The sequence below is a fragment of the Pedobacter sp. SYSU D00535 genome, from assembly GCF_017355855.1.
GTDB lineage: Bacteria > Bacteroidota > Bacteroidia > Sphingobacteriales > Sphingobacteriaceae > Desertivirga.
The window spans coordinates 268,213-280,704 of the sequence record NZ_JAFEWD010000004.1 but is presented as its reverse complement, the minus strand read 5'-3'; the positions used below and the strand labels follow the sequence as shown (position 1 = coordinate 280,704).

The window sequence follows — 12,492 nt, the reverse complement described above, 5'->3', positions numbered from 1 at the left end:
TTACTTCTAAAAGACTAACAGAAGCAGAAAGTGGAAACAAATGGCTTTACTCCCGCTTTAGGTTAAAGCTCCGCTTTTAGCGGAATTTTATCTTTGAACTTTTCATAAATATCTATTTTCGCGGATATGGCCAAATTTATCAATTTAAAACCATTTAAGGACTTCTTTCGATCCGGGCAAATCGGGGGCGTGCTGCTGATGCTCGCGGTAATTATTTCCCTAACCTTAGCTAATATTGGTTTTTACGATAACTTCCATTCCGTACTTAATTATCCTATTGGGTATGAACCATGGCATTTAAGATATTCCGTGGAAATGTGGATCAACGACGGGCTGATGGCGATATTTTTCCTCCTTGTGGGCCTCGAAATCAAACGCGAGATACTTGAAGGAGAGCTTTCCTCTATCTCCAGAGCTGTACTTCCCATCTTTGCGGCGGCGGGAGGAATGCTTTTTCCCGCAGGAATTTATGCCCTGTTCAACTCTGGCACTACGTCGGCAAGCGGCTGGGGAATTCCGATGACTACAGACATTGCATTTGCCCTGGCGGTAATTTCCATGCTTGGGAAAAGAGTCCCTACTTCACTAAAAGTATTTCTAGCTGCCCTGGCTATTGTAGACGATTTGGGCGCTATTCTGGTAATCGCATTATTTTATACAGAGGAAGTACATGTTACCCAGTTGCTTTACGCAGGAGGAATTCTGGCGCTGCTTGCAGCAATGAATGCGATGGGCGTAAAAAAGATAGTTTTTTACCTCATTCCCGGTATCTTTCTCTGGTATTTCATTCATCATTCAGGGATTCACGCCACCATTGCTGGCGTCCTTCTGGCGTTTACAATTCCTACTAATCCTATAAAACTTGAATCTCCGCTCGAAAAGTTGGAACATAGCTTAACAGGCCCTGTCAACTATTTGATCATGCCTATTTTTGCACTAGCAAATACAAATATCAGATTCGAAGCTGCCATGCTGGACGGAGTCACTTCCCGAATGGGTATGGGAATTATTTTGGGATTAATCGTCGGAAAAACATTAGGCGTTAGCCTGTTTTCCTACCTGGCAGTAAAACTAGGACTGAGTACTTTACCTAGCAGATCGTCCTGGAAACATATTATTGGATTAGGCATGCTGGCCGGTATCGGCTTTACCATGTCTGTATTCATTGCCATGTTATCTTTTGACAACCTCGAGCACCAGTCGGAAGCAAAATTTTCCATTCTGATTGCCTCCATTTTGGCTGGCGGTCTGGGCTATGCTTTTCTCAGTTTTGTATACCGAAAACGTGTAAAAAGAATACTGCGCTCGAAAGAGGAAATCAAGAGCTTGGGCTATGAGTAATAAGGGAACTATCGTCTGGACTAGCTACAATTCGAGGTGGGAAGATGTAACTGCATGCCCCAGGAAGATCTCTGCCTTCTTATCGAAGCTGCCCGTAGATTCTGTAGTATAAAACTGTCTCGAGCCGTTACTGGAACATAGAACGGCGATTTCGGGATGCCTTAACAAGTAGTCATTTAAGCTTCTGGCAACGATCTCTCCCTGCGAAACCAAGTTTACATTGGCCGGTACCTGCTTCCTGATTTTCTCCTCCAGCAAGGGATAGTGCGTGCAAGCCAGCACGAGGGTATCCACATTAGCCGATTTCGCGAACAGGTTGTCGAGATTTTTTTTGATGAAGTAATCAGCGCCTTCAGAATTGAACTCGTTGTTTTCAACCAGAGGAACCCACATGGGGCAGGCCTCCTGCACAACCTTTATTTCCGGAAAAAACTTCGCTATCTCTATTACGTACGATCCGGAGGCTACAGTTCCCTGCGTCCCTAAAATGCCTACCTCGCCCGTCTGGGTAAGAGTACCTACAACTTCGGCCGTAGGCCTGATCACCCCAAGCACTCGCCTTAAATCGGACAACTCTGGCAAATTCTGCTGCTGAATGGTGCGAAGGGCCTTTGCGGAAGCGGTATTACAGGCTAGTATCACCAGGCGGCAGCCCATCTCAAACAAGCGCTGCACACATTCCCAGGTGTAACGATATACGGTCTCAAAAGACCGCGTACCGTAAGGAACACGGGCATTATCGCCTAAGTAGATATAGTCGTATTGAGGCAACTCTTTAACAATCTCCTTAAAAACGGTTAATCCGCCATATCCTGAATCAAAAACGCCGATCGGTCCGTTATGCAACATGCCGCTAAATTACTAAAAACACATACAGGGTCTACTTCAATTGTTAATCTTACAACCACTATTTCTGTACCTTCCCAGCGGCAGATTTAAAAAGAGATTTATTCCATTCATTCGGAGCCAGCGCCCTATTTTCGCCAGATGAAATTTGTGCTGACATCCACCCTGCTTCTATTTTTCACTGTCTTAGCCAGCTGTCAGGAATCAATAAATGGCAGAGTAGTTAAAATAGCTGATGGAGACACTTTTACGATCTTGACCGACCAAAAAAAACAAGTAAAAGTGCGACTACACGGTGTCGATACCCCGGAAAAAAGTCAGGACTTTGGAACTAAAGCCAGGCAGTTTACTTCGGATTTAATTTTCGGCAAGTCGATTAAAGTCGAAAAAAAGAACTACGACCGATATGGAAGATTGATTGGGATAGCAATGCTTCCGAATGGAAAAAGTCTTAACGAGGAGCTTTTGAAAGCAGGCCTGGCATGGCACTACAAACAGTACGATAAATCCCGAAGATACGCGGAACTTGAGCAGTGGGCCCGATCGCAGAAAAAGGGATTGTGGAGCGCTAAGCAACCGGTGGCGCCCTGGGAATTTCGCAAGAAGAAACTGGATAATGCTCGAAAGCGAAAGATATCTCAGAAAAATAATTTACCTTAGGGCAAAACCGAACCGATGAAGGTAAAAGTACTACTATTGTTTCTGATGATTGGCTTTGGCCTGACGGGATGCCAAAAGGATGACGAAGATCTTTCAGTCGCAGCTAAATTGAAAGGAAAGTGGAAAAATACGGCATCCTATACCCACTATTACAACACTCAGGGTGTTAAGATATACACCGAATCTGATGACGCACTTGCGGATATTGAATTTGACGGAAAATCGACAGCGAAAGTTTCAATGACCGATGGCTCCATCTTTGTTTCTATTCCCGTTCAATATGCTGTAAGTGAAACGAACAGCCAAGACTACCTCACCCTCAGTTCCGGGCTCGGCGTCGAGAAGTTTAGCATTACATCGCTTACCGACTCCAACATGACACTGGAAATTGAAGACGATAGCCCTGAATATACAGAAGGCGATCAAGAAAAAGTGGCTGCAAAAGCAGTTTATATTCAGGAGTACAGGAAGGAGTAAGTCGCGCAAGATGACCGCTGATTATCCAATCTGCACACTCCCTTTTTGCTGTTTCCGGATTTTCCTTGAACCACCTACCTTTACAATATGAAAATTGCCCTATTTCCTGGTTCTTTCGATCCTGTTACCATTGCTCATGTAGACATCTTGAAGCGGTCTGTATCCCTGTTTGATAAAGTTATTATAGGAATTGGCACCAACAGCAACAAGCAGCCATTGCTAGCAATCGAAACGAGAGAGCAGATATTGAAGTCGGTATTTGCAAAGGAGCCGAAGATCGAAGTAGCCTTTTATGAAGGTTTAACGATCGAATTCTGCAAAACTACCGGCGCTCAGTATTTACTCAGGGGAATTAGAACCGTGTCTGACTTCGAATATGAGAAAGCTATAGCACAAATGAATCACGCGCTTGAACCAAGTATCGAAAGTATTTTTATTCTTAGTAATCCGGGATATTCTTCTATCAGCTCTACGATTGTTCGTGACATCCTCAGACACAAGGGAGACATAAGCCAATTTGTTCCCAAAGAGGCCCTGCCCTACCTGACATAAAACTGAAGGCTAACTATTAAAAAGGGGCAAATACCAATAGATTTCGCCCCTTTTCTTTTAAACCTCAATCAGGCTGATTACGTCACAGATCAGCGGATAGGTATTTCTTTTAATATATTCAAAATCAGAAGGAGCAAACCAGCGAGCTTCAGTAATTCCTTCCTCTAACTGGGGGGTCAATGGCTGATTCTCGGCTTTCATGGTGTACCAGGTTGTCTTCTTAAACACCACCTCCCCTTTCTCCTCGTACACATGCCAGGTTCTGCACAGTTTATCTTCAGCTTCCAGCACTTTTATACCGCACTCTTCTTCCACTTCCCGAACGGCTGCCTTCTTCGTTTTTTCATCCTCATCAAGTTTCCCTTTGGGCAAATCCCACTTCCCTTTTCTGTAAATAAAAAGATACTGATTCTCTTCATTTTTTACCACGCCCCCGGCGGCTTTTATAACATTAAAAGGCTTTCTGATTTTCCTAAAAAGCTTTTTAGGGTCCTGAGAAAGAAGAACATAAACAGAAGGAATAGAGCCTTTCACCTGTTGATAAAAATCGCGAAAATCAAATTGCTGAGCATCAATTTGTTGGTAAGAACCGATGCCTCCTGGCATAAAATCTGAGACAATTAAAGCTGTATCGTTAATATAAATCCTATATATTTGTGTCATGATCAACAAAAGTGAGATTGAACAGAAAGTTGCAGAGTTTTTGTTACAAATTAAAGCAATTAAATTACAACCAAACAAGCCGTTTACCTGGGCGTCCGGAATTAAATCACCTATTTACTGCGACAATCGGGTAACTCTTTCTCATCCCGCAATAAGAACATATATAAGACAAAAATTATCTGCTCTTGTTCAAGAAGAATTTGGATCTGTAGGATTAATAGCTGGTGTAGCAACTGCAGGTATCCCTCAGGGGGTGCTTGTGGCGCAAGAACTAGGCCTTCCGTTCGCTTATGTGAGATCAAAACCGAAAGAACACGGAACCGGCAGTTTAATTGAAGGAGAAATTTTTGAAGGTCAGCGTGTCGTAGTGGTTGAAGACTTAATTTCTACGGGAAAAAGCAGCCTGCAGGCAGTACAAGCTTTACGCGATGCTGGTTGTGACGTTGCAGGCTTAGTAGCCATCTTTAGCTACGGACTGGACAGCGCAACGGAAAACTTCAAAGCTGCAAAATGCCGGTTTGAAACCCTATCCAATTATACTGCACTTATCAACTTTGCGTCTGAGCACCAGTTTATCAACAAAGGGGATATTGAGCTTTTGCGTAAATGGAGAGACAACCCGACTGAGTGGGGAAATTCGATCGAGAGCCTTACCTAGCAAATTGCAGTTTAAAAAAACCTAAAAGCTCGAAAAACCTTATAGGGTAAAACGTTCACCATGACAGTATTTGAAAGCAAAGTAGAAATCAATAAACCTGTTGCTGAAGTTTACAGCTTTCTCTCTGATTTTAACAACCACCAAAGATTAATGCCTGACACGGTGAGTAACTGGGCATCGACACAGGATACCGCGAGTTTCACTGTTCAGGGTATGGCCAACCTTGCCTTGCGCATTACTAACCGCGTTCCGAATTCAACGATCATCATTTCGCCTGACCAGGAAGTTCCTTTCAATGTTGATATCCGTTGGGTAGTGGCTGACCTGGGTAACAATACCACCGAAGCAATTCTTACCTTTTCTGCTGAGCTAAACATGATGATGAAGATGATGGCCAGCGGCCCTCTTCAAAAACTTGCGAATCAGCAAACAGCTAGCTTAAAGTCGATTTTACAGTAATCCTACAGCACTGTAGCGGTGAAAGGCAAATTTGCGTAACTAATAGAAATTAGTTTTATGAAATTGACTTTCCTGACCCTTGCATTAGCCACCATCCTAACTTCCTGCAATGACGTCATTACTCAGGAGCAATGCGAGAACATGATGTGTACTCAGCAGTTTGCTGCCGTAACAGTGCAGTTTAAAAACCAATCAGGAGACCTGGTGCAAGTAGAAGATTTCTCTGCGGTTATTCGAAGGACAGAAAAACCAACTTCTGCAGTAGCGCATAAAAGCAGTTTCCCCGATAATTTTTACCCGATAGCAACGGATGCAGATAAAAACATTTTGCGGACAGAAGGTGATATCATCGATGTGTCGGCTCGCCATCCGCTTACAAAGCAAACCAAAACCGCTGAGTTTGTGATTACAGGAGGCAAGTGCACTTGTCACATCGCAAAAAAATCAGGACCAGAAGTAATTATTTTTGATTAACGCCCCTTCGCGAACGCTGTAGGAAGCAGCTCCACTTCTTATCTAAACCCGATTGGACGGAAAGCCCGCAATGAAGCGTGGACTTCTGAGTTTGGGATGAGGACTTGGAGGGAAAGCGGGACCGTAGCTGAAGAAAGCAGGGGCGGCCGTTTTCAAATCCCTTTTCAAGCCATTTTTTCCGGAAGTATCTATTTAGCACCGACTTTTCGTCACCCCTTTTTAAATTCAAACGCCATTTTTTCTTATTGAACGCCCTGATGCTGAGTGGCAAAAGATTTGTTCAACAAACAGCGTTATGAACTTGAATAATTTTACAATCAAAGCACAGGAAGCCATCCAGAAGGCTTCGGATATAGCGGTTGGGAATCAGCAACAGGCTATAGAGAACGCGCATTTGTTGAAGGGGTTGCTCTTGGTTGATGAAAATGTAGTCAACTACCTATTGAAGAAATTGAACGTAAACGTCAACCGTTTGAATACGGTGTTAGACGCGGAAATACAAAGCTATCCGAAAGTTAGCGGTAGCAATATCTATCTATCCTCTTCTGCAAATGCTGCGCTGGTGAAAGCTCAGGGATATTTGAAGGAGTTTAAAGATGAGTTTGTTTCAGTAGAGCACATCCTGCTGGGGATCTTGAATGCCGGCGACAAAACCAGTGGTATGTTGAAGGATGCCGGAGTTACCGAGAAAGACCTTAAAAAAGCAATTACTGAATTACGAGGCGATAACAAGGTGACGGATCAGAACGCTGAAGCGACTTACAATGCCTTGAATAAGTATGCCCGCAATCTGAATGAGTTCGCCGAGTCCGGAAAACTTGACCCGGTCATTGGCCGCGACGAGGAGATCAGGAGAGTTATCCAAATCCTGTCGCGCCGTACCAAGAATAATCCGATCCTGATTGGTGAGCCGGGTGTGGGTAAAACTGCCATTGCAGAGGGCATTGCGTTCAGGATTATCAAAGGCGACGTTCCCGAAAATTTAAAGAGCAAAGTAGTATACTCGCTGGATATGGGAGCCCTGATTGCAGGTGCTAAATATAAGGGTGAGTTTGAGGAGCGGCTGAAAGCAGTTGTAAAAGAGGTTACGCAAAGCGACGGTGAAATCATCTTGTTTATTGATGAGATCCATACACTGGTTGGTGCTGGTGGCGGAGGTGAAGGCGCGATGGATGCCGCAAACATCCTGAAGCCCGCCTTGGCGCGTGGTGAGTTGCGTGCAATAGGCGCCACTACGCTGAACGAGTACCAAAAATACTTAGAAAAAGATAAAGCTTTAGAGCGCCGATTCCAGAAGGTGATGGTGGATGAGCCCGATACCCAGGATGCGATCTCTATTCTTCGGGGATTAAAGGAGCGGTACGAGACCCATCACAAAGTAAGGATTAAGGATGAGGCAATCATTGCTGCTGTTGAGCTATCGCAGCGCTATATTTCTGATAGGTTCTTGCCCGATAAGGCGATTGACCTGATGGATGAGGCGGCTTCGAAACTGCGTCTGGAGATGGACTCCGTTCCGGAAGCAGTAGATGAGCTGCAACGGAAGATAATGCAGCTTGAAATTGAACGCGAGGCGATCAAACGCGAGAATGATGAAAAGAAAGTGGCGGAGCTTTCTGCAGAAATAGCAAATCTTTCTGCGGATCGCGACTCCTTGAGAGCTGCATGGCAGGCTGAAAAAGACCTCGTCGATGCGATCAACACCGAAGTTGAGCAAATTGAAAACTACAAGCTTGAAGCTGAACAGGCAGAACGAGCCGGCGATTACGGTCGCGTTGCCGAGTTACGATACGGAAAGATCAAAGAGTCGCAGGATAAGGTAGAGCGTTTGAAAAAAGAGCTTCAGGAGAAGCAGTCGGACGGCAACCGCATGCTTAAAGAAGAGGTTACTTCTGAAGATATTGCCGGCGTTGTTTCCCGCTGGACTGGTATTCCCGTGACTAAGATGATCCAAAGTGAACGCGAGAAGCTGTTACACCTGGAAGAAGAACTTCATAAGCGAGTTGCGGGACAGGAAGAAGCGATCGAAGCTATTTCTGATGCGATCCGTCGTTCTCGGGCGGGTCTGCACGACAAGCGTAAACCTATCGGCTCTTTCATTTTTCTTGGAACTACTGGTGTGGGTAAAACGGAGTTGGCGAAGGCGCTGGCAGAGTTTCTGTTTAACGACGAACACTCAATGGTACGCATTGACATGAGTGAGTACCAGGAACGTCACGCCGTATCCAGACTGATTGGAGCGCCTCCGGGATATGTTGGTTATGATGAAGGCGGTCAATTAACGGAGGCTGTCCGGAGGAAACCGTATAGTGTGATTCTGTTGGATGAGATTGAGAAGGCGCATCCGGATGTGTTTAACATCTTGCTTCAAGTGTTAGACGATGGTCGTTTAACCGACAATAAAGGACGTGTGGTGAACTTCAAAAATACGATCATTATCATGACCTCTAACATCGGTTCGCACCTGATCCAAGAGAACTTTAGTGGCCTTGACGAGGACAATCGCGAGGAAGTGGTGGCCAGAACGAAGAATCAGCTGTTCGAACTCTTGAAACAAACAATTCGCCCCGAGTTTTTGAACAGAATTGACGAACTGATCATGTTTACACCGTTGAACCGCAACGAGCTCCGGGATATTGTAAGCCTTCAGTTTAAGCAGGTGCAGCAAACACTTGCTGACATGGGAATTGAAATTGAGGCTTCAGAAGATGCACTGGACTGGCTAGCTCAACTTGGCTACGATCCTCAATTCGGAGCTCGTCCGCTAAAAAGAGTGATTCAGAAACGGATCTTGAACGAATTGTCGAAAGAGATTCTTGCTGGTAAAGTTGACAAGGAAAGCCGCATTTTACTCGATGTTTTTGACCACAAGTTTGTGTTTTTAAACAAGGATAAGTTAGAAGAAGCCGGGGTGTAAGGTTCAGACCTGCGCTATGGCTTAAGAATAGAAAAACCGCTAACCTACAAGGCTAGCGGTTTTTTTATTCCCATGTTCTGAATAATTAGGCCCGAATCTCATAGTCATGAGGCTCCTTTTCTCAGTTTTTCTGGCAATCACCTCGGTTCTAAGTTCTTCTCAATCTAATCATAAAAGTGGTTTACTTAGCACTTATAGAGCAACACCATTAAAGGTTATATCAACTACAAAGAATGGTATCAGGCTCCCCGTCTAAGAAAAGTAAGAAGGCCAGGCAGAGCCTATTGACGTGGAGGGGGTAGCGGCCGTAGAAATAAAGGGGCTGGATTGAACCACAAGAAACATCAAACCTCCACAACTCTTATAACAAAAGCCTCGTGTCTTTCTTTAGAATCCCGTAACAATAAATTAATTTAGCACCTTCACCCTATCACAATGCAAAAGGTTTTACTTTTTCTCTCGCTTCTAATCCCAGCGCTTGGTATCGCTCAGGTTAATCTTACACCCGCTAGTATTGTTCTTAATAACGGAGAAACACTTCAGGGCTTTGTAGATTACAAAGAATGGAACCATAACCCGACGAAGATTTCATTTTCTAAAACTCCCGACAAATCGACATTGAAAATGTTTCAAATTGCGGATTTACAGTCTGTTGAAGTTTCGGGAATGGAAATTTATGAGAGACATGAAGTTAGCATAAGTCAGGGAGGCACTGAGTATCAGAATCTCCAGTCCACCGTTGATACCACTCGTATCAAGAGTTTAGTGTTACTAAAAAGGCTTTGGAAGGGAGACAACATCAGTTTATATTCCTACAAGGATAAAATCAAGGAGAGATTTTATATCTCCGATAGAATTGAGCAGACTCCCAGGGAATTAGTAATTCTTTATTATAGGGTAAATAACATAATTAAATCGAGGAAAGAGTATGTATACGAACTGCTGAATACCGCTGAAAGGGTAGGTTTGAAAAGCTATGATTTATTAAATAAAGTTAGTTCCGTCTCCTATAATGAAAAAGACCTCGTAAGCATTTTACGTGGGTTAGAACCAGAGAAGGTAGCTAGCGTCGAAAAAAAGACGAAGAGTCGCAAAGCAGTAAGCTTCTATGTGGGCGGCAAAGCTACTTACAATCATTTAATGTACACCGGCGACCATTACCTTGCAGAAAGAGGGACTAGCCATTCTGGCGCTATCACCCCCGGACTTAGTATCGGATTAAACTGGTACAAACACAGGAATATAAGAAAGACGTTTGTTAGGTTGGAAAGCTCAATTCTTCAGCTTGAATCTACTACTAAACGTGAACCTGCACAGCACTCTACAAAAATTTTAGCGCTGTCCTTTCTGCCTACCTTCCAATATAATTTCTACAATACCTCGACACTTAAATGGTTCGCAGGATTTGGAGCGGGAGTAAACATCTATCATTATCAAGAAAATAGCTTTAGCAGAAAAACAACGACCACCTGGTATCGAAATATTCACAACAGTGAAAACATCGGCTACAGGAACAGACTTATTTATTCCATTCCCTTCAATGCCGGGTTTACTTTTAAAGAAAAAGTAGAACTCTGCTTAAACTTCAACAGGGCCTTTTCGTACGCTTCCTACGACACCTTCGCGCTCCACAACAATACTGTCAGTATCAACCTCAACTATTATCTGAGCAAAAAAAGAAAACCTTAAGGAATTGGCTTAAAGTGAGACTATAGGATCTGCTATCCAATCAGATGCAACACTTCATCCAGTGGCTGGTCTGAATTGATTAAGATTCCCTTGATTCCCGCCGCTTCACCCGCCAGTACATCTCTTTCACGATCACCGATAAAATAAGCTTGTTTCTTGTCGATATTGAATCGTGCAATGGCTTTTTCAAGCATAATAGACCCAGGCTTCCGGCAGAGGCAATTCCCATTATATTGAGGGTGGTGGCGACAGTAATAGATGTCGGTGATATGAATGCCATGGTAGGCGTAGGTATCTTTCAAATGTTGATGCATCTGGCCAAGCGTTTCCTCTGAATACCAGCCCTTCGCTACCCCGCCTTGATTTGTGATTACAATCAACATGTAGCCTCTGTCCTGCAGTTCCTTGAGCGGTTTGAAGTTATGCTCCAGAATCTTGAAATCGTCAAAATTGCACACATAATCTCCCAGTTCCTTGTTCAAAACTCCGTCTCGGTCTAGAAATACTGCTTTGTTCTGTTCCATTGCCCAAAACTACAATATAAGAAGCAATTAAACACCCTATTCTTCGCTTCCGCTGAAGGGATTGAAAGACCTCGCAGAGATACCCATGGTGGAGGCCCGGGAGATTGTTTTGGAGCCGTAACGATTATTCAGCGCGTCGAGCGCCTGATACAGCTTGCTTGTCTTCTCGTAATCATCAAACAATCCCGGCTGTATATTACCCTCCGAAAGGTTACTTAGGCGGACGCCGATAAGCCTCACCGGCCTCCCCTTCTGATAAGCCTTTTTGAAAAGTGTTTTCAAAGCTGGAATCAAAAGATTGTCGGCCTGAGTTGGCGCCACTGTTACCTGTTGGGTGAACGTCTCAAAATTCGAGTAGCGAATTTTTACCGTAAGGCACGCTGCCGACTTTCCATCGTTCCGAAGCTTGTAAGTGAGCTGTTCGAGCATGGAAACCAACAGCGGTTCCATGTACTCCGGATGAGTGATGTCCTTTTCAAACGTATGTTCGCTCGATATAGACTTGCGCTCGTGATAAGGAACGACAGGAGAATTGTCGATCCCGTTTGCCTTATTCCACATGACCATTCCCATCCGACCGAAATGCCTTTCCAAATTGCTCTTGCTCTCGTTCTGGAGCTGGCCCACGGTCATTATCCCGATACTGCGAAGGATCTCGCAAGCCCGTTCGCCAATCATCGGAATCTTCCCCACAGGCAAGGGCGCAAGAAAGGCCTTTTCCTGTCCGTGCTCCACATACAACTGACCGTTTGGCTTCGCCTGGCCGGTAGCAACTTTTGAAACTGTTTTATTGGAAGAAAGTCCAAAAGAAATAGGCAATCCAGTTTCCCTCATCACCTTCTGCCTTAATTCAGATGCCAATCTGTAGCAGCCAAAAAACTGGTCTGTTCCGGTCAGGTCGATATAAAACTCGTCAATAGATGTCTTTTCAAATAAGGGAACGCTTTCGCGGATGATCTGCGTTACCGCAGCCGACGCTTTAGAGTAGGAAGAATAGTCGCCCTTAACGACAGTGGCCTGGGGACAAAGTTGTAAGGCTTTTTTTACAGGCATAGCAGAATGGACACCAAACTTGCGGGCTTCATAGCTGCAGGAAGAAACCACTCCTCTGTCCGAACTTCCTCCAATCAGCACCGGTCGTCCGTTCAGAGAAGGTTCTTTCAGTCGCTCCACCGATACAAAAAAGGAATCGAGGTCGATATGAACAATATGCCGCTTCTCATTCTTCACGT

At 44.4% G+C, this 12,492-nt stretch carries 13 protein-coding genes; 9 read left to right on the top strand and 4 right to left on the bottom strand.

The window, feature by feature from the left end; all coding sequences use genetic code 11:
• Nucleotides 1-126 precede the first annotated feature (126 nt).
• On the top strand, nucleotides 127-1,341 hold the full coding sequence (nhaA, locus tag J4N23_RS11790; protein WP_207427485.1) for a Na+/H+ antiporter NhaA: 1,215 nt from the start codon (nucleotides 127-129) through the stop codon (nucleotides 1,339-1,341).
• A gap of 24 nt (nucleotides 1,342-1,365) precedes the next feature.
• On the opposite strand, the gene murI is transcribed toward nhaA, so the two are convergent.
• Entirely contained in the window at nucleotides 1,366-2,190 is an 825-nt protein-coding gene (gene murI / locus J4N23_RS11785) for a glutamate racemase (RefSeq protein WP_207427484.1), read from the bottom strand.
• Between the two features lie 138 nt (nucleotides 2,191-2,328).
• On the opposite strand from murI, the gene J4N23_RS11780 reads away from it, so the two are divergent.
• The 3 genes from J4N23_RS11780 to coaD all read left to right on the top strand — a co-directional run bounded on the left by J4N23_RS11780 (nucleotide 2,329) and on the right by coaD (nucleotide 3,876).
• Nucleotides 2,329-2,847, top strand: a complete 519-nt coding sequence (locus tag J4N23_RS11780) for a thermonuclease family protein (protein WP_207427483.1) — start codon at nucleotides 2,329-2,331, stop codon at nucleotides 2,845-2,847.
• 15 nt (nucleotides 2,848-2,862) lie between these two features.
• The gene (locus tag J4N23_RS11775; RefSeq protein WP_207427482.1) at nucleotides 2,863-3,324 is read left to right on the top strand and encodes a hypothetical protein; all 462 of its coding nucleotides are present in this window, start codon (nucleotides 2,863-2,865) and stop codon (nucleotides 3,322-3,324) included.
• An 87-nt stretch (nucleotides 3,325-3,411) separates the two neighbouring features.
• The gene (gene coaD / locus J4N23_RS11770) at nucleotides 3,412-3,876 is read left to right on the top strand and encodes a pantetheine-phosphate adenylyltransferase (RefSeq protein ID WP_207427481.1); all 465 of its coding nucleotides are present in this window, start codon (nucleotides 3,412-3,414) and stop codon (nucleotides 3,874-3,876) included.
• A 57-nt stretch (nucleotides 3,877-3,933) separates the two neighbouring features.
• On the opposite strand, the gene J4N23_RS11765 is transcribed toward coaD, so the two are convergent.
• Nucleotides 3,934-4,539 (bottom strand): NUDIX domain-containing protein, encoded by a 606-nt coding sequence (locus J4N23_RS11765; RefSeq protein WP_242689198.1) that lies wholly within the window; start codon nucleotides 4,537-4,539, stop codon nucleotides 3,934-3,936.
• Between J4N23_RS11765 and pyrE the strand changes: the two genes are divergently transcribed.
• From pyrE to J4N23_RS11740, 5 genes are all read left to right on the top strand, one after another.
• Entirely contained in the window at nucleotides 4,538-5,197 is a 660-nt protein-coding gene (gene pyrE / locus J4N23_RS11760; RefSeq protein ID WP_207427480.1) for an orotate phosphoribosyltransferase, read from the top strand. The two genes, J4N23_RS11765 and pyrE, sit on opposite strands and share 2 nt — an antisense overlap.
• Before the next feature lie 60 nt (nucleotides 5,198-5,257).
• Complete coding sequence (locus J4N23_RS11755; protein WP_207427478.1) at nucleotides 5,258-5,656, top strand: SRPBCC family protein; 399 nt, start codon at nucleotides 5,258-5,260, stop codon at nucleotides 5,654-5,656.
• 57 nt (nucleotides 5,657-5,713) lie between these two features.
• The gene (locus tag J4N23_RS11750; protein ID WP_207427474.1) at nucleotides 5,714-6,130 is read left to right on the top strand and encodes a hypothetical protein; all 417 of its coding nucleotides are present in this window, start codon (nucleotides 5,714-5,716) and stop codon (nucleotides 6,128-6,130) included.
• A 295-nt stretch (nucleotides 6,131-6,425) separates the two neighbouring features.
• Nucleotides 6,426-9,047: an ATP-dependent chaperone ClpB gene (gene clpB, locus J4N23_RS11745; protein WP_207427473.1), complete on the top strand. Its 2,622-nt coding sequence runs from the start codon at nucleotides 6,426-6,428 to the stop codon at nucleotides 9,045-9,047.
• A 435-nt stretch (nucleotides 9,048-9,482) separates the two neighbouring features.
• Nucleotides 9,483-10,736 (top strand): hypothetical protein, encoded by a 1,254-nt coding sequence (locus J4N23_RS11740; RefSeq protein WP_207427472.1) that lies wholly within the window; start codon nucleotides 9,483-9,485, stop codon nucleotides 10,734-10,736.
• 32 nt (nucleotides 10,737-10,768) lie between these two features.
• Here J4N23_RS11740 and J4N23_RS11735 read toward each other — a convergent pair whose 3' ends face one another.
• Both J4N23_RS11735 and dinB read right to left on the bottom strand, forming a co-directional pair.
• Nucleotides 10,769-11,260 carry an HAD-IIIA family hydrolase gene (locus J4N23_RS11735; RefSeq protein WP_207427470.1) on the bottom strand — a complete coding sequence of 164 codons (492 nt, stop codon included), beginning with the start codon at nucleotides 11,258-11,260 and terminating at the stop codon, nucleotides 10,769-10,771.
• A 36-nt stretch (nucleotides 11,261-11,296) separates the two neighbouring features.
• Complete coding sequence (dinB, locus tag J4N23_RS11730) at nucleotides 11,297-12,490, bottom strand: DNA polymerase IV (RefSeq protein ID WP_370527265.1); 1,194 nt, start codon at nucleotides 12,488-12,490, stop codon at nucleotides 11,297-11,299.
• Nucleotides 12,491-12,492: the final 2 nt, after the last annotated feature.

Coding starts and splice junctions, on each gene's coding strand:
- coaD (WP_207427481.1), top strand. CDS start 3,412: ATGAAAATTGCCCTATTTCCTGGTTCTTTCGATCCTGTTACCATTGCT.
- J4N23_RS11775 (WP_207427482.1), top strand. CDS start 2,863: ATGAAGGTAAAAGTACTACTATTGTTTCTGATGATTGGCTTTGGCCTG.
- pyrE (WP_207427480.1), top strand. CDS start 4,538: ATGATCAACAAAAGTGAGATTGAACAGAAAGTTGCAGAGTTTTTGTTA.
- J4N23_RS11740 (WP_207427472.1), top strand. CDS start 9,483: ATGCAAAAGGTTTTACTTTTTCTCTCGCTTCTAATCCCAGCGCTTGGT.
- J4N23_RS11750 (WP_207427474.1), top strand. CDS start 5,714: ATGAAATTGACTTTCCTGACCCTTGCATTAGCCACCATCCTAACTTCC.
- clpB (WP_207427473.1), top strand. CDS start 6,426: ATGAACTTGAATAATTTTACAATCAAAGCACAGGAAGCCATCCAGAAG.
- J4N23_RS11765 (WP_242689198.1), bottom strand. CDS start 4,539: ATGACACAAATATATAGGATTTATATTAACGATACAGCTTTAATTGTC.
- J4N23_RS11780 (WP_207427483.1), top strand. CDS start 2,329: ATGAAATTTGTGCTGACATCCACCCTGCTTCTATTTTTCACTGTCTTA.
- murI (WP_207427484.1), bottom strand. CDS start 2,190: ATGTTGCATAACGGACCGATCGGCGTTTTTGATTCAGGATATGGCGGA.
- J4N23_RS11755 (WP_207427478.1), top strand. CDS start 5,258: ATGACAGTATTTGAAAGCAAAGTAGAAATCAATAAACCTGTTGCTGAA.
- nhaA (WP_207427485.1), top strand. CDS start 127: ATGGCCAAATTTATCAATTTAAAACCATTTAAGGACTTCTTTCGATCC.
- J4N23_RS11735 (WP_207427470.1), bottom strand. CDS start 11,260: ATGGAACAGAACAAAGCAGTATTTCTAGACCGAGACGGAGTTTTGAAC.